At 66.7% G+C, this 19,847-nt stretch carries 13 protein-coding genes; 6 read left to right on the top strand and 7 right to left on the bottom strand.

What is annotated here, in order from left to right; translation table 11 throughout:
- Positions 1–48 precede the first annotated feature (48 nt).
- Positions 49–1,563 carry a hypothetical protein gene (locus KY501_RS05765; protein ID WP_224361510.1) on the top strand — a complete coding sequence of 505 codons (1,515 nt, stop codon included), beginning with the start codon at positions 49–51 and terminating at the stop codon, positions 1,561–1,563.
- A gap of 93 nt (positions 1,564–1,656) precedes the next feature.
- Here the strand turns inward: KY501_RS05765 and KY501_RS05760 are convergent, their stop codons facing one another.
- Both KY501_RS05760 and KY501_RS05755 read right to left on the bottom strand, forming a co-directional pair.
- Positions 1,657–2,562: an FkbM family methyltransferase gene (locus KY501_RS05760; protein WP_224361509.1), complete on the bottom strand. Its 906-nt coding sequence runs from the start codon at positions 2,560–2,562 to the stop codon at positions 1,657–1,659.
- A gap of 4 nt (positions 2,563–2,566) precedes the next feature.
- Positions 2,567–3,349, bottom strand: a complete 783-nt coding sequence (locus tag KY501_RS05755) for a helix-turn-helix domain-containing protein (protein ID WP_309242948.1) — start codon at positions 3,347–3,349, stop codon at positions 2,567–2,569.
- A gap of 103 nt (positions 3,350–3,452) precedes the next feature.
- Between KY501_RS05755 and KY501_RS05750 the strand changes: the two genes are divergently transcribed.
- Positions 3,453–4,307 (top strand): SDR family oxidoreductase, encoded by an 855-nt coding sequence (locus KY501_RS05750; protein ID WP_224361507.1) that lies wholly within the window; start codon positions 3,453–3,455, stop codon positions 4,305–4,307.
- A gap of 106 nt (positions 4,308–4,413) precedes the next feature.
- Here KY501_RS05750 and KY501_RS05745 read toward each other — a convergent pair whose 3' ends face one another.
- Both KY501_RS05745 and KY501_RS05740 read right to left on the bottom strand, forming a co-directional pair.
- Entirely contained in the window at positions 4,414–7,167 is a 2,754-nt protein-coding gene (locus tag KY501_RS05745) for a carboxylesterase family protein (RefSeq protein WP_224361506.1), read from the bottom strand.
- Between the two features lie 105 nt (positions 7,168–7,272).
- On the bottom strand, positions 7,273–7,932 hold the full coding sequence (locus KY501_RS05740; RefSeq protein ID WP_224361505.1) for a glutathione S-transferase family protein: 660 nt from the start codon (positions 7,930–7,932) through the stop codon (positions 7,273–7,275).
- A 98-nt stretch (positions 7,933–8,030) separates the two neighbouring features.
- Between KY501_RS05740 and KY501_RS05735 the strand changes: the two genes are divergently transcribed.
- Together KY501_RS05735 and KY501_RS05730 are read left to right on the top strand one after the other, a co-directional pair.
- Complete coding sequence (locus KY501_RS05735; RefSeq protein ID WP_224361504.1) at positions 8,031–8,534, top strand: winged helix-turn-helix transcriptional regulator; 504 nt, start codon at positions 8,031–8,033, stop codon at positions 8,532–8,534.
- 143 nt (positions 8,535–8,677) lie between these two features.
- Positions 8,678–10,276, top strand: a complete 1,599-nt coding sequence (locus KY501_RS05730) for a sigma 54-interacting transcriptional regulator (RefSeq protein WP_224361503.1) — start codon at positions 8,678–8,680, stop codon at positions 10,274–10,276.
- 581 nt (positions 10,277–10,857) lie between these two features.
- Here the strand turns inward: KY501_RS05730 and KY501_RS05725 are convergent.
- Together KY501_RS05725 and KY501_RS05720 are read right to left on the bottom strand one after the other, a co-directional pair.
- Positions 10,858–14,391 (bottom strand): serine/threonine-protein kinase, encoded by a 3,534-nt coding sequence (locus KY501_RS05725; protein ID WP_224361502.1) that lies wholly within the window; start codon positions 14,389–14,391, stop codon positions 10,858–10,860.
- Between the two features lie 314 nt (positions 14,392–14,705).
- A complete protein-coding gene (locus KY501_RS05720; protein WP_224361501.1) occupies positions 14,706–15,659 on the bottom strand; it encodes an MBL fold metallo-hydrolase in 954 nt (317 codons plus the stop codon).
- A gap of 125 nt (positions 15,660–15,784) precedes the next feature.
- On the opposite strand from KY501_RS05720, the gene KY501_RS05715 reads away from it, so the two are divergent.
- Together KY501_RS05715 and fliB are read left to right on the top strand one after the other, a co-directional pair.
- On the top strand, positions 15,785–16,672 hold the full coding sequence (locus KY501_RS05715) for an EamA family transporter (protein WP_224361500.1): 888 nt from the start codon (positions 15,785–15,787) through the stop codon (positions 16,670–16,672).
- A gap of 99 nt (positions 16,673–16,771) precedes the next feature.
- Positions 16,772–18,064 (top strand): flagellin lysine-N-methylase, encoded by a 1,293-nt coding sequence (gene fliB, locus KY501_RS05710; protein ID WP_224361499.1) that lies wholly within the window; start codon positions 16,772–16,774, stop codon positions 18,062–18,064.
- Position 18,065: 1 nt separating this feature from the next.
- Here fliB and KY501_RS05705 read toward each other — a convergent pair whose 3' ends face one another.
- Entirely contained in the window at positions 18,066–19,832 is a 1,767-nt protein-coding gene (locus tag KY501_RS05705) for a peptidase MA family metallohydrolase (protein ID WP_373691560.1), read from the bottom strand.
- Positions 19,833–19,847: the final 15 nt, after the last annotated feature.

The following is a 19,847-nucleotide window of genomic DNA, read 5'->3' as shown; positions in this document are numbered from 1 at the left end:
GTTCGTCGAACGCTGGCCATCTCGCGCCCGATGCTCCACTATGGAGCGATGACCCGACCGGGCGCGCAGCGGACGGCTCGCCTTGCGCTCCTCCTGTCCCTCCTCTTCGCCAGCCTCGCGGCCCGAGGAGGGGACCGCATCTTCCACCGTCCCCTCGTCGAGGACGCCTACTACTACTTCCAGATTGCTCGCCATGCGGTGGCGGGGCACGGCATCACCGCGGATGGCGAGCACCTGACCAATGGCTTCCAGCCCCTCTTCTTCGGGGTGTGCTTCGGAGCCTTCAAGGTGGCCCCTGATGACACCTGGGCCATCCGCCTGATCATCCTGTTCCTGGCGCTGGTGCAGGCCGGCTCCGCCTTGCTGTTCGGGCGCTTCGCGGCGAAGGCTTTCGGTGAGCGTGAGGGCGCCACGGAGTGGGTGGCCGCGCTGACCTATGCCGGGAGCATGTTCCTCTTCTGGCAGCACCAGAATGGCCTGGAGACGGGATTGGTGCTGTTGCTGCTGCTGGCCGTGGGCCTCGCCTTCGCGCGGACGGATCCCGCGCAGCCCCGTTCCGCGCTGGCGCTGGGGGTGCTGTGTGGGCTGCTCGTGCTCGCGCGCATCGACACCGGCATCCTCGTGGTGCTGCTCGCGGGCAGCCTGCTCCTGGCCCGAGGCGCTGGCTCGCTGCTGAACCGCGTGCTCACCAGCGGAGCGGTGGGCGTCCTGTCGACGCTCGTCTCGCTGCCGTGGTGGCTCTACAACGTCGTCTACTTCGGCTCGTTTGTCCCCACGAGTGGAAGGGCACAGCAGGCGTTTGCGCTCGAACCCACTCGGGTGCAGGCGGCGGTCCACGCGGTGGCGATGGCCGCCTCGCCGTTCATCTACCCCTTTGGAGCGCCGAGCTGGGCCATGGCGGCCGCTGTCCTCGTGGTGCCGGTGCTCGCGGTGCTCGTGCTGGCGTCGGGGGCGGGGAGGGCCTGGCGTGGCGGGCTGCCGCACGGAGAGCCGGCGCGGTGGGCCCGGCGGTACATCCAACTGCTGCTCGTCTTCGGGCTGTTGCTGGCCGTCTGGTACTGCGCCAGTTCCTGGGCTGCCCACTTCTACCGGCGCTATGTCGCTGCCCTGTCCATTCCGGGCGCGCTGTTGCTCTCGGCAGCCGTGCTCGTGCTGCGGGAGCGCATCCGGTGGGGAGCGAAGGGCCTGCCGTTCCTGCTCATCGCGCCCGGCCTGGGGCTGTTGCTGCTGATGTGGTTCGCACCGGAGCGGATCGTCCGCTCGGGCTTCTTCAACCAGCTCGATCTGGTGCGTGCGTGGGTCCCGGAGGGGGAGCGAGTCGCCGCGTTCCAGTCCGGGACACTCGGATTCTTCCAGCCGGCTGTCGTGAACCTGGATGGGAAGGTCAACGCGCAGGCGCTGGCTCACCGGGGACGGATGGCCACGTACCTGGAGGCCCAGCACGTCCAGTGGCTCTGCGATGTGCCATCGATGTTCATCTTCGGGTTCGGAGCCACACCTGAAGCGCTCGGGTGGAAGCGGGTGGCGAGCGCTGGCGACTTCACGCTGTATCGCCGCTTCTAGGAAGACCCTCCGGGCCGGGTTCGGACCAACTGGTATGCTGGCCATACCAGCTCGGCCCATTGTCGCCGCCAACGGGACTGAGGAGATGGCGCCTCAACCGCGCACGATCACATTGCGGAGCGGAACGAGCGGCATCGTCGCGAGCGGCTCGGTCCGCGATGGTGCGGACAGCTCGGAGAAGTGGCGATAGCCCAGGGCCTGTAGCTCGTCACGGAGCTCGGTCAGGGAGTAGCCCGCGGCACTGGCCGCAGCGGCGTTCAGTTCGAGCAGCAGGGGCGGAAGCGCTGAGAGCGTCCGGTGGCCTCCTCGCAGTGCTCCGAGCTCGCCTCCCTCGCAGTCCATCTTCACCAGGCAGTTCTCCCGGGGGAGCGGCTCCGGGAGGAGCTCGTCCAGCCGGGCCACGCGCACCTCCAGGCGCTCGTGCTGGCCTCGCCCGGAAAAGGACGCATACAGCCCGCCCGAGCCGGAGCCTGTCGCTGGGATGAAGAAGGTGGCCGACCCGGCCTGCTCGCCAAGCGCCAGCTCGTGAACGGTCCCGTGCTTCATCCCGTTGGACGCGAGGGACTGGCGCACCAGGCGCGCGAGGATGGGCTGCGGCTCGAATGCCACCACGCGCCCCGTGGGACCCACGCGCCGGCCCGCCAGGAGCGTGTAGCTGCCGTGGTTGGCGCCGATGTCGAGCAGGGTTCCGCCAGGCCCCAGGGTCTGCTCGATGAGCCGGGCCTCGGCGCTCTTGCCCTGCAACTCCCCGAGTACCCACAGCCACCGGTTGTCGAGCAGATCCACGTGCGCGGTGAGCCCGTCCACCTGGAAGGCCTGCTCTCGCGGGAGGCCGCGCCACCGGATGAGATCCTGGAGCCGCCTCAGCAGGAAGGAGCCGCCTCGGACCAGGCCCGTCTTGGAATCCAGCATCCGCCGCAGGTAGCGCCCATATGCGCGCAGGTAGAGCGGGAGCGTCGGGAGCAGTTGCGCATCTTCGTACCAGGCGTGAGCTTGCACGGACTCAGCATTCCTTCTGTACGGGGACATCGCCAGCCAGGAAGGATCGCGGCGTGACACCGAGAAGATCCCGGAACTCGGCTGTCAGGTGTGCCTGATCGTAGAACCCGGACTCGACGGCGAGCTGCGCCCAGCCCGCGCTGCCGGCCCTGGCGACCACCCTTCGGATGCGCGCGATGCGGGCGTACCGCTTGGGAGAGATTCCCACCTCTTCACGAAACACCTGCCGCAGGAGCCGCTCGCTCACGCCGAGCCGCTGCGCGAGCGAATGAATGTGCTCGGGTTCGGCATCACCGGCTTCGAGCGCGCTCGCCGCGCGTCGCACGAGCTCGCTGTGCCAGCTCGAGCCGCGCCGGGCCTCGAACTGCTCGAGAAGGGCTTCTTCGAGGGTGCGGATGGTCCGCTCCACTTCGCCCTCCGCTTGCGCCAGCCTGCCTCGCAACCCCTGGGCACGAGGCCCCCACAAGTCATTGATGGAGACGATGCGGTCGGCCAGTTCGTGGAGCGCGACGCCGAAGAATGCCCGCGCGCCTCCCGGGCGGAACGCGAACCGCACATAGAGGGGAACGGCTCGGGCCAGTTTGTAGGAGGCACGCGTGTTGGGCCCGGTCGCAACCACTTCGAGGCCTTCGGTGTGCGCCGTGCACAGCACGAGCGAAGACGTCCCACTCGGCAAGCGAGTCATCGCACGCGCCGGTGAGGGCGACAGGGTCAGGACACGAACCTCCGACACCCACGGCTGGAGGGGGGCGGCTGGCGTGAGGGCTCGCTCATGGAGCACGGTCATTGCGTCCATCATAAGCGCCCACTTTGGAGGCTGCACACCATGCCGGAATCTCCAAGAAGCCACGAGCGCTCCTCTCTAGATTGGCTCGAAACAGGAGAACGACATGATTCTGGTGACGGGTGCCACGGGCACCATCGGCCGCGCGCTCATTCCCGAGCTGCGCGCCAAGAGCGCCCACGTGCGGGTGATGACGCGAGACCCGGAGAAGGCGAAGTCGCTGTGGGGACCGGAGGCCGACATCGTGCGCGGCGACTTCACTGAGCCCTCCTCGCTGCCCCCCGCGCTGGACGGCGTCAGCGAGTTGTTCCTGCTCACTGCGCCCAGCCCGGCCATCTCGGACCACGACGTGGCGATGGTGAAGGCAGCCAAGGCGGCCCGGGTGAGGAAGATCGTAAAGCTGTCGGTGTTCGGCGCGGACGCCGCGGAGCCGCTGACGACCACGGGCTGGCACCTGCCCGGCGAACGAGCCGTGAAGGAATCCGGTCTGGCGTGGACCCTCCTCCGGCCCGCGGCGTTCGCATCGAATGCGCTCGGCTGGGTACCGCTCATCCGATCGGGTGTCGCCATCGAGCTGTCGACGGGGAATGGCAAGCATGCGCTCGTCGATCCACGGGATGTGGCTGCCGTCGCGGCGCGCTCGCTCCTCTCCCATGATCACGACAGCCAGGCCTATACCCTCACGGGTCCCGAGCCGCTGAGTGCCCGCGAGCAGGTGGAGGTCCTCGGCAAGGTTCTGGCGCGCCCCATCTCGTTCGAGGAGGTGACGGTGGATGTCGCGGTGGAACGAATGAGGTCCTCGGGAGTCCCGGATGCCTACGCCGCAGCCGTGAAAGAGGGGCTCCTCTTCGTACGAGAAGGCAGGGCCGCGATGCGGAGTGATGCCGTCGAGCGGGTGCTCGGCCGCGCGCCGCGATCGTTCGAGCAGTGGGTGCGCGACCACATCTCTCTGTTTCGCTGAGCCGCCTCGGCAGGGCTTGTGCCCTTCGCCGAGCAGGCACGCCCCACGTGGAACCTGGAGACCGGACAGCGCCATGGCTGTGCCGGCCGGTCTCCAGGGGCTCCTGCTACTCCGGGCGCTGCTGGGCCAGGAGCCACTCGTAGAGGTTCGGGTTCTGGTGGGTGTGTCCGGGGTCGTAGGTCCTGCCCCAGGCCCCGTGGCCGACGCCGGGATAGGCCGTCACCTTCGGAGTGAGCTCTGGAGGCGGGTTGCACGCGTTGTACCTCGCCACGAAGTCCGTGGCCGTGCCCATCCAGGAATCGGCGGTACCGTAGAACTGCCAGACCTTCACGCTGGCCTGGACGAGGTTGCACGTGTTCCGCGGCACGTTGCCGAGATCCGGCGTCCACATGTCGGTGCCGTAGCCCGCGCCATCCGTGGGGGCAATGGCTGCCAGCCGCTGCGCATGCGCCAGAGACATCTCCGGGTACCCCGTCGTCCCGAAGGCTCCCATCGACAGGCCCGTGACGTAGATGCGCCGGGGGTCGATCCGGTAGTTCGCCTGCGCGTAGTCGATCAGCCGATCCACGTAGTACGCGTGCCAGTCCGAGGCCGACGCGCCCAACTGCGGCATGAGCACCACGAAGGAGTCGTTTACCCCGTTGACCGGATACTCGAGCTGCTCGCCCGCGTTGATCAGCGCCGGCATGCCTTGCTCGAGGACCCAGGGCAGCTCTGTGGTGCCGTTTCCTCGCTGGCCGAGGCCATGCAGGAAGATGATGAGCGGCCACTGGCGGGAAGGATCATTGTCATAGCCGCGCGGCAGCGACTCGTAGAACCCGAGGAACGTGTTGTAGAGCTTGGGCACCCGCGTGGAGCGCACGGTGAGCGTTCGAGCCGCGGGGTTGTTCCCGCCCGGCACGGGCAGGACGGTGACGGTGACGTCGGCGCTGGCCGTGGCGCCCAGGTTGTCGGTCACCGTGAGCCGGAAGACATAAGTTCCCTGGACCAGGCCCGACACCGTGGTGGAGGCCGCTGTGGGAGTGCTGAAGCTCGCGGTGCCTCCGGACACCTTTGTCCAGCTGTAGCTGGCGATGGTGCCATCCGCATCCGAGGCCGAGCCCGTGAGCGTCACGGACGAAGTCGGCAGGGTGATCGTCTGCGCGGGGCCGGTCTGGACCACGGGGCTGATGTTGGTGTTGCGCCGCTGCGTCAGCAGCCACTTGTAGAGGTTGGAGGCGTCCGGGTTGTTCGGGTCGACGACCCAGCCGAGGATCCAGTGGTCGCCCGTGGTGTAGCGGGTGTACTTCGGAGCCGGATTGGGCGCCGGGACGCAGGAGTTGAGGGCATTGACCGCGTCATCGGTCGAGCTCACCCCCACCGTGTGGTCGTCCACCGCATGGGACGCCCACACGGGGACCTTCTTGTTGGCCAGGCGGCAGATCTGCGACACGCCTCCAGAGGAGACGATCCGCCCTCCCGAGACAGGAGCGATGGCCGCGATCTGGTTGGCGTTCGCATCCGAGCGCTGGGGGAAGGACCAGGTGTGGAACGCGCCGAGCGAGTAGCCCACCAGGTACACCCGATCCGGATCGATACGGAGGTTCGTCTTCGCGGTGTCGATGGCCGCCTGGGTGAAGAAGTCCTGCCAGTCGCCGTAGCTGCCGTGCAGCTGCGGCATCAGGATGACGAAGGACTCGGTGACGCCGTTCTGGACGAACTCGAGTGGCGCCCCGTCCCGAATGGGGAGGCTCGCGCCGAGGATCGCCGGGAGTGTGTCCGCCGTGTCGCCGCGCTCGCCGATGCCGTGGTGGAAGACGATGAGCGGCCACTTGCGAGTGGGGTCGGTGTTGTAACCGCGCGGCAGGGACTCGTAATAGTAGATGAGCTTCCCGTTGGAGGTGACGGTCTTCGAGGTGAGGGTCCGGCTCGTGGGGGTGCCGCTCCCCGTGCTCGGCACCACTGACACCTGGACATCATCCGAAGCGGTCGCGCCCAGGTCGTCCGTCACCGTGAGGCGGAAGACGTAGGTTCCCTGCACCAGGTCTCCAGCGATGAGCGGGCTCCACGGGTTCTGGTACAGCCGCGCGGTGCTGGGGCCAGACACCTGGGTCCACAGCCAGGTGACGGCCTTGCCCTCGGGATCGCCGACAGTCTGCTGCAGCGCCACCGTGTTGGACGGCAGCGGGATTGTCTTGTCGCTACCCGCGTTCGCGGTGGGCGGCTGGTTCACCACCACGGAGCCGTTCTCGATCAGCTCGATGATGCCCAGATAGGAGTAGGCCGCTCCGGGCTTCATCGTCATGGTGATGTCGAGCAGCCCGCTCGTGGGCGAGAGGCTGGCGAGCTGCGCGGAGGTGTCGACGTTGTTGCGCGCCTGCAACTCCACCGTCTGCCCGCTCACGGTGAACACCGCGGTCCGGTCGGTGGTCAGGTCCGTCGTGACGCGCGACGCATAGAAGCGCAGGGTATAGGTCGCGGTCGCGGAGAGTCCGGAGAACTGGAGCTTCGCCGTGTCATCGAGCGAGCCCTGGTGGTTGCCGATGAAGAAGGAGTCCTGCGTCGCCGTGGCGGGGTAGAGCGTGCTCGCCGTGGTGCCGTCCCCGTTGTAGGCGCCGATCCACCCCTGCCAGAACGAGTCCGTCACCTGCAGTGCCAGGCTCGAGGAGGCTCCCGTGGAGTCCTTCAATCCCGTGAGGGTCGCGCCGGTGGTGCCATCGGTGAGGTTGTTCCAGCCCGGGGTCTGGAAGGACGACGACCCGAAATCGATCAAGAACCGCCTCTCGGCTGCACTCGCCTCCGAGGCGAGGGCTCCTTGCAGCAGCGCGAGGCTGGTCACCAACACGGGAAGCCGGGACAGATGACGTTTCGTATGGGCCATCAGTGTAGAACCCTCCTACATGTCAGGAATGACCCAATATAAATCTGTCTTAGCACGAATTCCTAGAATTCGCTCCTAGTGTGGATTTGTTCACTTTGTGGCTGATCAGTCTCGGTCGGGGGCGCCGAGCGGGAAGAACGGCCGATAGGGCCGGGCGTCATTGACGGCTCGGGCGAAGGAGGGGCGCGCGAGCAGCCGCTGCCGGTACGCGCGGACGCGGGAGAAGGTCTCGCTGATGGGATGGGCCCAGTCGGCATAGAACAGCGCGGGCGCTGCGGCGCAGTCGGCGAGGCTGAAGGCATCCCCCACGGCCCACTCGTGTCCAGCGAGGGTTCCGTCGAGCCAACGATAGGCGCGCTCCAGCATGGCCTTGGCTTCGGCGACGCCTTGCGTGTCGCGGTTCTCCGCCGTGCGCATGCCGTCAGCCACGAGCTTCTGCATCGGCGTCGAGATGTAGTTGTCGAAGAACCGGTCCATCATCCGCACCGGGAGCGCCGCTCGGGGATCCTCGGGGACCATCCGCACAGGACCGGGATGGTGAAGCCCGAGGTGCTCGATGATGACGCTCGTCTCCAGCACCGGCCGGTCTCCATCCACGAGCACGGGCATGCGCTTGAGCGGCCATAGCGCCTCCCACTCGGCGAGCACCTCGGGATGGTCGCCATCGAGCATGCGCGCGGTGAAGGGGGTGCCGTTCTCGTAGAGGGCGATCAGCACCTTCTGACAGTAGGACGAGAAGGGATGGGAATAGAGGGTCAGGGCCATGGTCGTCGTGCTCCTTGGGACTGCTTGCGGTTTGCAAGCAGTTGCGTTGTAGGCACACTGCTCCTACTTTGCAAGCAGTCGATGAAGAGAGGCGTACCATGCAGGAGGCACACCGTTCAGGTTGTCCAATCAACCTGACGCTCGAGATGTTGGGAGATCGATGGAGCCTGATTGTCATCCGCGACATCATGTTCGGCAACCGCCGCCACTATCGCGAGCTGCTCGGCCAGTCGGAGGAGAGGATTGCCTCCAACATCCTGGCGGATCGCCTGAAGCGGCTGGTGGAGATCGGGCTGCTCAGCCGGCGAGACGATCCGAGCCATAAACAGAAAGCCATCTACAGCCTGACCGAGCCTTCCATCCAGCTGGTGCCATTGCTGGCGCAGATGGGGGCATGGGGCCGCCGTCACGCGCCAGTGTCCGAGGAGCTGTCGATCCGCGCGCAGCTCTTGGAAGAGGGTGGCCCACCGCTCTGGGATGCCTTCATGGCCGAGCTGCGCAGTCTCCACCTGGGAGCGCCCGCTCCCAAGGAGTCGGTGCTCGCTGGGCTCCAGGCTGCCTATAAGCAGGTGGTGGCGCGCAAGCGGAGGGCGAAGCGGTGAGGGCGAAGCGCGTGGCCCTGCATTGACAGCCTCCTCGCCCGCTCGAACGATAGGCTCGCCAGGAACCTGGACGACCCTGCGGCCATCTATACGTTGCACTCCCATGCACGCTAGGGTGTGCCTTGAGCTGTGGACGAGGGCACATGATGACGAAGAAGGGTCCTGAGGACGCTTCGACGGTCGACTGGAAGCAGGAGCGTCATGACAAGCAGCCGGCTCGCCTCATTGCAGCGCTGAGCATCGTTTCGCATCCGGTCCCCCACCGCGTGGGCCAACGGCTGTTGTTGCTGGCACTGGCGGAAGGCCGCTCTGTGGCCCTCTCGCGCAACGAGCCGGACTTCCTGCACCCCCAGGGAGGTCTGGCTCAGCCGCTGGCGGATCCCTTCGTGAGCAGCCGCAGCCCTGTCGTGTTCTCACCCGGTCCCGAGGGCAGCCTCAGGCTGGAAGCAGGAGAGGGAAGCAAGGTCTCCATCGCGGGAGAGCCGCTGCGTGGCACGCGGATGCTGAGCGCCCAGGAGGTGGCCACGGGCGTACCTCTGGAACTGGCCGAGCGGGTGGTGCTGCTGCTGCATCTGGCCTCTCCCGTGACGCGCACCCGGGTGGAGGCATTGGGCATGGTGGGCAACAGCCTGGGCCTGCAGCGCGTGCGGGACGACATCGAACAGGTCGCGGATCTGGATGTGCCCGTGCTCATCCGAGGAGAGACCGGCTCGGGCAAGGAGCTGATCGCCAAGGCGCTCCACCAACGCAGCCCGAGGCGTGACCGGCCCTTCATCAGCGTCAACCTGGGCGCGCTCCCCAAGGAGATCGCGGCGGCTGAACTCTTTGGGGCCGTCAAGGGGGCCTACTCCGGAGCGGTGAAGGACAGGGAGGGCCTCTTTCGTGCGGCCCAAGGCGGGACGCTGTTCCTGGATGAAGTGGGTGAGGCTTCTTCCGAAGTGCAGGTGATGCTGCTGCGGGTGCTGGAGGAGCGCGAGATGTTCCCGGTGGGTTCCTCCACGGCGGTGCCCACGGACGTGCGGCTGTTGACCGCCACGGATGCTCACCTGGAGAAGCAGATCCAGGAAGGCCGCTTCAAGGCGCCCCTGCTGCATCGGCTGGCGGGGTATGAGATTCGGGTGCCACCGCTTCGGGAACGGCGCGAGGATATCGGCTCGCTCTTCCTCCACTTCGCGCGAGAGGAACTGGAGGCCATTGGAGAGGCGCAGCGCCTGAACGTCCCGGAAGGCACGAGCGAGCTGTGGCTGCCGGCCTCGCTGGCCTCATGGCTGGTGCGTTATCCGTGGCCCGGAAACATCCGCCAGCTGCGCAACCTGACACGCCGGATCATCATCAACAACCGTGGGCAGCCCGGTGGACTGGAGCTCGACCCCCGTCTGGAGCAGGAACTGGCTCCCCCTCCGGCTCTGCCTTTGACGCCCCCTCCCCCAGTGAATCCGCCCACGCCCGAGCCGAAGAGCACGGATCGGCCCAAGGTCTCGGACTTCTCCGAGCAGGAGTTGACAGCCACCTTGGAAGCTTGCGGTTGGGAGATCAAATCGGCCGCGGAGCGGCTTCGTGTGGCCCGTTCCTCACTCCAGGAGTGGTACCAGCGGCACATCCGCCCCAGCTCAGGCTCGGAGGAGTTCAGCCGCGTCTACGAGGAATGCCAAGGCGATGTGGACAGCATGGTCCATCGCCTTCGGATGTCTCGTTGGGCCATCGTTCGCAGGCTTCGAGAATTGGGACTCCAACGGCCCTGAGCTTCCAAGTGATGGCGTCCTATGACGCCCCCGTCATGCCAGCGGCACGGCTTGTCATGTCGGAAAGCGATTTCGACGCCCGACTTGTTGGGTTTCGTTCGTCCTACCCCCCGGAAAATCGTCCCGTGGGGTGGCACGCCGGTTGAAGAGACAACCTGCAAGGTCGTCGAGAAGCGTAAAACGGGAGTTCACTTCGAAATCCCTTATCCACGACGGCTGAGTCGCAAAACCTCAAACCTCGAGAGTACCCATGACTGCCGAGAACAATGCCGTTGTTGGAAACACCCTGTCTGCCTCCGAGATCGACCCTCAGACCCAGAAGCCCACGAATCCCAACGGGATTGCTTACGCTCGGAAATCGGAACCCCTCTCTCAGCCCCAGAAGAAGCTCCCCTTCCGGCTGCTCGAGCTGTGGGGTCTGATCCGGCAGCTCATCTGCAAGGGCTCTGCGACTCTTTCAACCCGGCAGGCCGTGAATCCTGAAGCGATGACGCGTTCAGGCGCTTCTTGAGACGGGTCAATCCCTGGCAGAAGCATGGCGCGAGACCATCGTCCCGCGCCATGCTGCTCGCCCCTGGCTTCTAAGGGGCGTGCAGAGAGAACTCTGTTTCATGCAGGCACTGTCGGAGCTCGAGCGCGCCCAGCATTTGAGGAGAGACCTTCAACGTCGCTTGCAGCGTCTCGAGCCCGAGCTTCTGCGCTTCCTTGGCGCTCTCACCCTCCCCACGCTGCCAGGTGCTCCATTCGCAGCAGAACCGGGCAAAGGCCATCAGGTACTCGGTCTTCCGAGTATCGTAGGTGCGGCCCGCGAGTTCGAGTGCCCTCTGGAAGTCACTGGCCGCCTGCGCGAAGTCCTGATCGAGATCCCGGCTCTTGCCATGGCGGGAGAGCCAACGGGCCTGGAGTCCCCGAAGCTGTCCACGGTAGCGCCAGATCTGCGGGTCGTCTTGTGAGCCCGCCATGGCCGAACGCAGTGCGTCTTCGGCCAGCCGCAGGCTTTGACTGGGATCACGCCCCCGGCTCGACTCAAAGTCCGCGCTCAAGACATGAACTGCTCCCAGGTTGGCCTGGAGCACCGGGTCGGTAGGGTCCAACTGGCTCACGAGGGTCAGCGCGGCCAGCGCCCTCTTGAGGCTGGTCTCGGGGGAAGTTCCCCGTTCCTGCTCGTACAGCGCACGCAGCATCCACGTATCACTGACGTTGTTCAGCGCGGTGGTGAACTGACGGTTCAGCGCATAGGCCTTTTCATAGCTGGCTTGCGCCTGCGTCAGGAATTGGGAGGGATCGCCTGCATGCCTCCACTCTTCGCGTGCCAGTTCATTGAGGACGGCGCCCAGGTCATCATGGAGATAGGACTCCTGTGCGTTGATGCGAATCGCATCCTCATATACCGCGCGCGCGTTGTTCCACTCCGCACGGGCATCATCACCTCTGGCCAGGATCCGTGCTGCTTTCCTCGCATGAACCTGGCCTGCATAGTGATGGACCACGTGGTCCTGAGCGCCGAGCGCCATGGCTCTCTCAATCGCTTCCTGCGCCCTTTGCAGATCTTCCTCTGGAGCCTTGGCGTCCTGGCGTCTCTCGCGCTCCAGGTAGTTCTTCGCCAGGTTGGTCCAGGCTGGGCGCAGCTTGTCATCGAGCACGGTCGCTTGATGGAAGGCTTCGATGGCCTGATCGAGATGAGAAGCCGTGCTCCCGGGGGTGTTCGTGTCTTCCGCCCAGGATGCGAAGAGCAGGCCGCGCTGCAGCATGTAATGGGCGTCGCGGTCCTTTGGCTGCACTTGATTGAGTAGCTCGAGCGCCTGGGCAAGCGGAGCATTCGGAGACTCATTCTTCTGGGCCAGGATCCGCCCCTGGAGGATGAGTATCTGTGCCAGTTCCAGGTGGGCGTGCGACGATTGGGCGTCGGCCTTCGTGGCCGCGGTGAGCGCACTGTCAACGAGCGCGCTCGCTTCAGCGTAGGCCCTGGAGTTGAGCTTGTGTTCCGCCATGCGCTGGCCCAACTGGGCTTCCAGGAGCAGGGCTTCGACGGAATCTGGAGCGATCCGCAGCGCGCGCGCGACGGCATCCATTCCGCGCTGGAAGCACTCTTCGGTGTGGCCCTTGTGGTGAATCTCCATGATCAGCTGCGTGAGCTCCAGCTCCGCCTGGGCCAGGGGGATGGCCAGCTCGCTCCGGCCAATCTCCGCGGCGGCGGCGTAGGCTTCGCGGCCGTCGGCGAAATCCTGCCGGGCCTTCTCGAAGTCACCTGTCTCCACGTGCCGGGCGGCCCGCGCCTGGAGGATGTCTCCCCGGAGCTGCAGCGCCTCATAACGCCAGGGCTCAGAGGCCTTCATCGAGTCCAGTTGCTTCAGGGCCTCATCGAAGTCTTCATCATAGAAGGCGATCAGCGCGCCTCCCCAGACGGGGGAGAAGTCATCCGCCTTCTCGCTCAGCTTGAGGTAGGCCGTGGCCCCTTGACGGTAACGGCTCTCGATTCTCTGGTGGGGGGGCGAAGCAGGTTGTCCGGTTTGTCCCCGCTGAACGGCCAGCCGCGCTGCCTCGAGCCGTTCCTGGCGGTACAGCCGGCTCATCACCTGGGCCAGCGCGAAGGCCACACGCGGCTCCTGGAAGCCCGCGGCCCATGCAGCCTCCAGCTTCTCCAAGGCCTTCCGGTCCTCATCAAGAGCCAGGTAGGCGCGTCCCTGCCCGTAGCGGACTGCTCCCTCCGCCAGGGGGCCCGCCTCCTGGCTGTCCTTCTCCAACGCACTCACCTCCCGCAGGAGGGTGTCGCGCAGCGTGCGCGTGTCATGGATGGGAGAGAGCGCGGTGAGGCGGGCCAGGGATTCGATGCGCTCGACCTTCTCCGTGATGTCGCGCGTGAACACCTGGAGTCGGGCGGCCTGGCTGCGCGTGTACACCGCCCACCCGAGAGCGCCGGCGACCGCCAGCAGCGCCGCCGCGGCCACGGCCACCATGCGCCGGTGCTTCCGGGCCTTCTTGTACAACTGATAGCCCAGACCGGCGGAGCGCGCCTTGACGGGCTCGCCCGCGAGGAAACGGTCCAGATCCTCGATCAGGGCGAGCATCGAGTCGTAGCGAGCCGACCGCTCCTTCTCCAGGCATTTGAGGACGATGGCCTCGAGATCCTGAGGGATCCGCGGATCGATGCTGCGCGGAGGACGAGGCTCCGTGGTCGCGATCTTGTTGAGGACCTCCAAGGCATTCTCCCCGGGGACAGAGAGCTTGCCCGTCAGCAGGTGGTAGAACGTCGCGCCCAGGCTGTAGACGTCGGCGCGCCAGTCCAAGCGAGTCACCTCGCCGCGCGCCTGCTCGGGGGCCATGAAGTGGGGAGTGCCGAGCACCGCTCCCGTCTCGGTGAGCCCCTTCGACCGCCAATCGCGTGCCAGGCCAAAGTCCAGCACATAGGGACGGAGACGGCCCTCCGGGGTCTGCTCGACCAGGATGTTGGAGGGCTTGATGTCGCGGTGGATGAGCCCCACGCCGTGAGCGGCATGGATGCCCAGGGCCGCATCGCGCACGACCATGGCCTTCTGCGTCACGGTGAGTGTGTCGGTGAAGGAACTCAGCGGGTGCCCGTTCACGTGCTGCATGGCGATGTACGGCAGGCCCTGGACTTCACCCACCTCGTGCACATGGCAGACGCTCTCGTGATCGACCCGAGCCTGGGCGCGGGCCTCGGAGATCAGCCGACTGACGAGCTCCGGACCCTGGCCCCGGACGAACTTCAGAGCCACGTTGCGGCGCAGGCGCGGATCATAGGAGAGGAACACCTGCCCCATTCCTCCCTCGCCCAGCAGTCTCACGAACTGATAGCGCTCCCAGCCGGGCACGGGAAAGGCGCCTGCCGCTGGTGTGCCGTGGCCGTGAGCCGTGCCTGCTGGCGGCAGGGTGTCCGCCTCGGACGGATTCGCCCTCTGCACGACCGATGTCTCCAGCAGGTCTTGCTGGAGACCGTTGAGAGTCTCCTCGGAGATGAGTCCCCGCTCGTGAAGCAGTTGCAGGGGGCTGCGTGCCCTGGCGTGGGACTCTTTACGCAAGGCCTCCACCTCCGCCGGGGAGATGAAGCCCTTTTTCAGTGCAACCTCGAGTTGTTCCTCGCGAGCGTCCTGCATGTTCCCCCCCCCGGGGCTCATCTGTTCAGCTATCGCTGATGGTTCGGCGACAGGAGATGGCAGCGACTGCCTGGCCATCATCGAGTCATGGGGACATAGAGAGCAACCCATGTGCCACCAACGAGTGCTCGGTATGGCATTCGAGAGCGCGCCTGAGTGGCAAGCTGGCCAAGTCCTTCAGAGAGTCTCGCTGAAGGATTATGTCTTGCTCGGACCGAGCAGCTCCTGGCTGGCATTCCTTCGGCGTCGGCCGACATGACAGCCGTCATGTCGGTGGTCACACCTGGTACGCGCCAGGTTCGCGTCGAGCGGTACTAATGTCTGTTCTCGCGGTCGAGCCAGACGAGCAGCCCTTGGGTGTTGAGTTCGAGATCCGTGCCGAGCAACTCTTCGAGTTGCGCATCGGGCAGCGTGCAACCGTGGCGGCGCAGGAGTTCGAACCAAAGCTTGCGCATGTCGGCGAGGATGGCGTCATGGCGGTTCGCGGCGCCGCGATGACTGCGCGCGATCGTCACGAACTGGTGGATCTGCTGCTTCAGCGACTCCGCGAGCCGGGGGACGTCGGTGACGCGGCTGTAGTGCATGAGGTACAGCGCTTGCGGCTTGTGAGCGAGCAGGCGATCCAGTGAGGCGATGAGTTGCTCCGGATCGAACTGCGTCGGAGTCGTCGTGGGAACGATGAACGCGCCGTTCTCCGTGTCGAGCTCGCGATAGGACAGCCCGAACGTATCGCCCGTGAAGATGTTCCGGTGCGCCACATCGACGATGGCATGGTGATGGAGCGCGTGCCCCGGCGTGTGAACGAACTCGAGTTCGCGGCCTGCGAGGCTCAGGCGCTGGCCGTCGCGCGTCTCGACAATGCGAGAGGCGGGAATTGGCACCAGCTCACCATAGAGCGTGCGGTAGATGTCTTCACCGTACACCGCGATGGAGCCGGCGATGAGCTTCGTCGGATCGACCATGTGCGGTGCACCGCGCGGATGGATGACGGCGCGCGCGTTTGGCAATGCCTGCATGAGCTGCCCCGCACCTCCGGCATGATCGAGATGCACGTGGGTCAGGATTACATAGTCGACCGCACCGCGCGCGATGCCGAGCTCGTCGAGGGCCGCGAGCAGGTATGGCACCGAGTGCGCCGTCCCCGTGTCGACGAAGGCAGCGCGCCCTTCGTGCGCGATGAGGTGAGCCGCCGCGAGGCCATGGCGCATGTACTCCGTGTCGATGGCCGTGATGCCGTCGGGATGGCGTTGCAGGCGAGGTCGTTCCACCGGATGTGTCCTGATCGCCGTGGCTGGCGTCCGCGGAGAAGCTGAACTCGAGGCGCTGCGCACCATAGCAGAACGGCACAACCCTTTTGCGGCGGAGGTGTGGGGGAGCGGTTAGGGTGTCGCGCATGAGTGGAGCTCCCCCGGTCCGTCCTCCTTGGACCCTACCCCCCGTTCCCGCGGTGATCCTCGCCGTCTTGAGCGTGCAGGGCGGCGCTGCCTTCGCGAAGGAGCTGTTCCCGGTGCTCGGCTCGGCGGGCACCGCGGGAATGCGCATCGGGTTGTCCGCCATCCTGCTGCTCGCGGTGTTCCGTCCACCGCTCACGCGGCTCACTCGTGCGCAGTGGGGTGCGGTCATCCCGTATGGGGTGGTGCTCGGCACGATGAACCTGACCTTCTACATGGCGCTCCAGCGCATCCCACTGGGACTGGGAGTCACGCTGGAGTTCGTGGGGCCCCTGGGGCTCGCGGTGTTCGGGTCGCGGCGCGCCATGGACTTCCTGTGGGCGGTGCTCGCGGCGGCGGGCATCGCGCTCATCGCCCCGTGGCGCGGAGGAGTCGGTTCGCTCGATGTGGTCGGGGTGCTGCTGGCGATCTTCGCGGGGTGCTGCTGGGCCGCCTACATCGTGCTCGGCGGGCGCGTGTCCCGGGTGTTCCCCGGAGGGCAGAGCGTCGCGACGGGCATGCTGTGCGCCTCCCTGACGGTGTTGCCCTTCTCGTTCGCGGAGGGCCTTGCGTCACGGCTCACGCCTGCGCTGTTCGCGGCGGGGCTCGCCGTGGCGCTCCTGTCCAGCGCCATTCCCTTTACCCTGGAGATGATGGCACTGCGAGTGCTCCCCAGCCGCACCTTCGGCATCCTGATGAGCCTGGAGCCCGCAGCCGCGGCTCTCTCGGGCCTGGTGTTCCTGCGTGAGCAGCTCAGCGTGATGCAGTGGCTCGCGCTGGTCTGCGTGAGCGCCGCGTCCGCGGGAGCCGCACTCACGGCGCGTCGGGTGTCTCCGCCCGTGGAGGCCTGAATCGACGGGCCTTGCTCTCACGGGCACTGGAGGGCTCCCAGCGAGGAATTCTGGGACGCGGTATCGTGCGGGACTCCTCGGCCTCGAGGCCTCCCGCGCATGGATGCATCTCCCCGCTTCGTCAAAAGAGTGTTGGAGTTTCGATGCCTCGCCGATCGGTGCGAGGACACCTGCTGCGTCGGCCTTCGGGTGCCGGTGAGCGAGGAGCGGCTGTGGCAGATCCGCGGCGTGGTCGCGGGCACCTCCGATGCCGAACGTGTGGAGTCGCTCCTGCTCTCGAATCCTCAGGGGTCTCCCGCGGAGCGCGCGTACATCCAGATGCGCTCGGACGGGAGCTGTCCCTTCCTTGATCCCCAGCGGCTCTGCTCGCTCCATCGCGCGCATGGAGAGCGGGCCCTGCCGGACCCCTGTGTCACCTTCCCGCGCATCATCTGGAAGTGGGGCGAGCAGGTGGAGGTCGCAGGCTCCCTCGCGTGTCCGGAGATGGCGCGGCTGCTGTTGCTGGAGGAAGGGGCACTGGAGCAGGTGTCCGGCTCCCTCGACCAGGTGCCACGCTTGGAGGCGGCGAGGATGCTGCCCGGTGAGCCGGGAGATGCGTACGTCGCTCATGCCCAGCTCATCCGTGCCGCCGCGCTGCGCCTCCTGAGCCGGCGCGAGTTCCCCATCGCCTCACGGCTCATGTTCCTGGGACAGATGGCATTCCGGTTGGATTCCATCTTCCGGGGGCCCGAACCCTTCGCGGGCACCCTGGACGAGGCCGAGCAGGTGCTGCGCGCGGTGCTCCCGGCCTTCGAGGATCCGGCCGCGCTGGAGGCGATGCACCGGGACTTCTCCGCGCTGGAGATTCCGGGCGGCCCGTGTGCCGGGTTGCTGGCCTCGATGCTCAAGGCCCGGAAGGCGGTGGCGCGGGGCGAGCGCTTCGGCCCGTTCGTCCACGCCGTGCTGACGTCGCTCTGGGGCTCGGACTCCAACACCGAGGACACGGCCAGTGCATGGCGGACATACGTCACGCGGTGGCAACACCTGGAGGCGGCTCACGGCGCACGGGTCGAGCAGTACTTCCGTCACTATGGCATCGCGCAGTGGCTCCGCACGCCCTTCACGGAGGCGCCGAGCCTGCTCGCCTACGTGTTCCGGCTGGTGCTGCGTGTCGCGTTGCTGCGCCTGACCCTGGTGGGGCACCCGGAGGTAGCGGCGCTGTGCACGGCGGAGCAGGACCTCACGCCCGAGGCCTCGGAGGCGGCGCTGGATCGTGCCGCCGTCGAGTGCTTCTACCTCGTGTCCCGGCACGTGGAGCAGGCGCCCGACATCCTCGCGCTCGTGAAGAACATGGCGGGCGCGGGTGGCGAGGAGACGCTGGGGAAGGCGATCGTGTTCGCCCGCTTCTGCTGAGCTACTTCCCGCCGTCCTTCGCCGCCGCCGGAGCCGGAGCCTCCTCGGGCTTCGCCTGCACGTCCGTGCCGGACAGCTCCCGCTCGTCCCGCATGAACTTGTAGGCCGCGTTCTCGATGGACTCGGGCGACAGACCCGTGAGCACCGCTCCGGCCTGCTTCGTCCGAGCCTTCAGCGCCGTCTCACCCAGCTCGTCGTGGATCTTCGTGAGCGCGACATGGATCTCCGGATCGAACGGGTTGGTGGACAGCGCCTCCAGGTACGCCGTCTTCGCCTTCGCCCAGTCCTTGCGGAACAGCATGATGCGGCCCAGGTGCACGTTCGTCCCCGGCATGCCCGGGTGCACCCGCAGCGAGCCACGCAGCACCTGCTCTGCCTCGTCCAGCCGCCGCAGCTCCAGCAGCGTCAACGCGTACTTGTTCGACACCGACTCGTACTTGTCGCCGACGATCTGGTACGCCTTCGCGTACTCCGCTGCCGCGGCCTTCGCCCGGTTGCGCTCGCGCAGAATCTCGCCCAGGTGCGCCAGCTTCCGCGCGGGCAGCTCGTCCACCTCCACGAAGTCTCCGAAGGAGATCTCCCGTCCCTTCTTCGGATCCTCCTTGTCCTGGCCCTTGGCCTCCTCCTTCAGCACCACCTCTTCGCGCGGCAGTAGCTCCTTGGGGAACTGCTGCTTCTTGATGTGGGCCAGCCACGCCTTCTCGAAGAGCGGGAAGGGCATGCCCACGGCCGCCTCCACCGCCTTGCGATCCGTCTGCCCGTTGCGCAGCTCCTGGATGATGGTGCGGAAGCCCGCCGTGCCCTTCGTCTCGTGCACGTAGTGGATGGCGTAGAAGACCTCCGCGAACGCCAGCGCCGCGTCCTCCGCGTTGGGCAGCATGGCGATGGACGGGCTCATCTTCTCGAAAGGAACCAGGTTGTTCGCCTTCACCCGCTTGCCCAGCAGCGCCAGGGCGGACGGGTTCAGCCCCAGCCCTCCCTCGCCGCGCCACCGGGACTCCTCGAACTTCGCCAGCCCCTCGTGTAGCCAGATGGGCACCTCGTTGTGGCTGCTCTGGCTCACCACCAGGTGGATGTACTCGTGCGCCAGCGTGTCCTGCCAGTCGTAGCCGCGCGCCACCGCCTTCGGACTCGTCACCATCAGCTTGCTGAACTTGCAGATGGCGATCGTCCCCGTCGTGGTGATCTGCTCGTAGGTGAGCGTGCTGACCTTCGACAGCTCCCGCGCGTTGTTCACCACCTCCACGCGCACCTTGCCGCCCGGAGGCGTCCACCCCAGGTCCTCCTGCATGGCCCGGTAGATGCCCTCCAGCGTCTCCAGCGCGTAGGGCACGAGGATCTCCTCCTTGCCCTTCGGGTAGTAGAAGACGAAGTGCTCGCTCTCGGCCTTCTGGTGGTTCTTCGTGAGGTTCAGCGTGTCCTTCGCCAGCCGCAAGTAGCTGCCCGGCTTGTCCTCCAGGCCCGCCTGCTGGAGTAGATCGATCGCCTCCGCGTAGCGGCCCTCCTCGAACGCGATGCGCCCTCGGAAGTACTTCACCGCCTCCACGTCCGGGACGACCTTCTCCAGCTCCGCCAGCTCGCGGTTCGCGCCGACGATGTCCCAGCCGTCGATGGCCTGCTCCACCTTGCTCAGGCGCGCCTTCACCTCGCTGCGGAGCGCATCCTCCTCCTCATCCGCTCGCGCCGGCGAGGCGGTGAGCCCCAGGGCCAGCAGCCCCAGTACCGCCAGCACTCCCAGCCCCTGCTTGTGCCGGTGGAGCGCTGACACCCGCTCCTGGCTCTC

Source organism: Hyalangium versicolor, assembly GCF_020103695.1.
In the GTDB taxonomy this organism is placed as follows: Bacteria; Myxococcota; Myxococcia; order Myxococcales; family Myxococcaceae; genus Hyalangium; species Hyalangium versicolor.
The sequence above is the reverse complement of the archived record's forward strand: the minus strand, read 5'-3'. Positions and strand labels throughout refer to the sequence as shown.

What these genes read in the sequence shown, in the direction of transcription:
- KY501_RS05745 (WP_224361506.1), bottom strand. Translation starts at nt 7,167, where the DNA reads ATGGCCCATACGAAACGTCATCTGTCCCGGCTTCCCGTGTTGGTGACC.
- KY501_RS05740 (WP_224361505.1), bottom strand. Translation starts at nt 7,932, where the DNA reads ATGGCCCTGACCCTCTATTCCCATCCCTTCTCGTCCTACTGTCAGAAG.
- KY501_RS05715 (WP_224361500.1), top strand. Translation starts at nt 15,785, where the DNA reads ATGAGTGGAGCTCCCCCGGTCCGTCCTCCTTGGACCCTACCCCCCGTT.
- KY501_RS05735 (WP_224361504.1), top strand. Translation starts at nt 8,031, where the DNA reads ATGCAGGAGGCACACCGTTCAGGTTGTCCAATCAACCTGACGCTCGAG.
- KY501_RS05725 (WP_224361502.1), bottom strand. Translation starts at nt 14,391, where the DNA reads ATGCAGGACGCTCGCGAGGAACAACTCGAGGTTGCACTGAAAAAGGGC.
- KY501_RS05730 (WP_224361503.1), top strand. Translation starts at nt 8,678, where the DNA reads ATGATGACGAAGAAGGGTCCTGAGGACGCTTCGACGGTCGACTGGAAG.
- KY501_RS05755 (WP_309242948.1), bottom strand. Translation starts at nt 3,349, where the DNA reads ATGACCGTGCTCCATGAGCGAGCCCTCACGCCAGCCGCCCCCCTCCAG.
- fliB (WP_224361499.1), top strand. Translation starts at nt 16,772, where the DNA reads ATGGATGCATCTCCCCGCTTCGTCAAAAGAGTGTTGGAGTTTCGATGC.
- KY501_RS05750 (WP_224361507.1), top strand. Translation starts at nt 3,453, where the DNA reads ATGATTCTGGTGACGGGTGCCACGGGCACCATCGGCCGCGCGCTCATT.
- KY501_RS05765 (WP_224361510.1), top strand. Translation starts at nt 49, where the DNA reads ATGACCCGACCGGGCGCGCAGCGGACGGCTCGCCTTGCGCTCCTCCTG.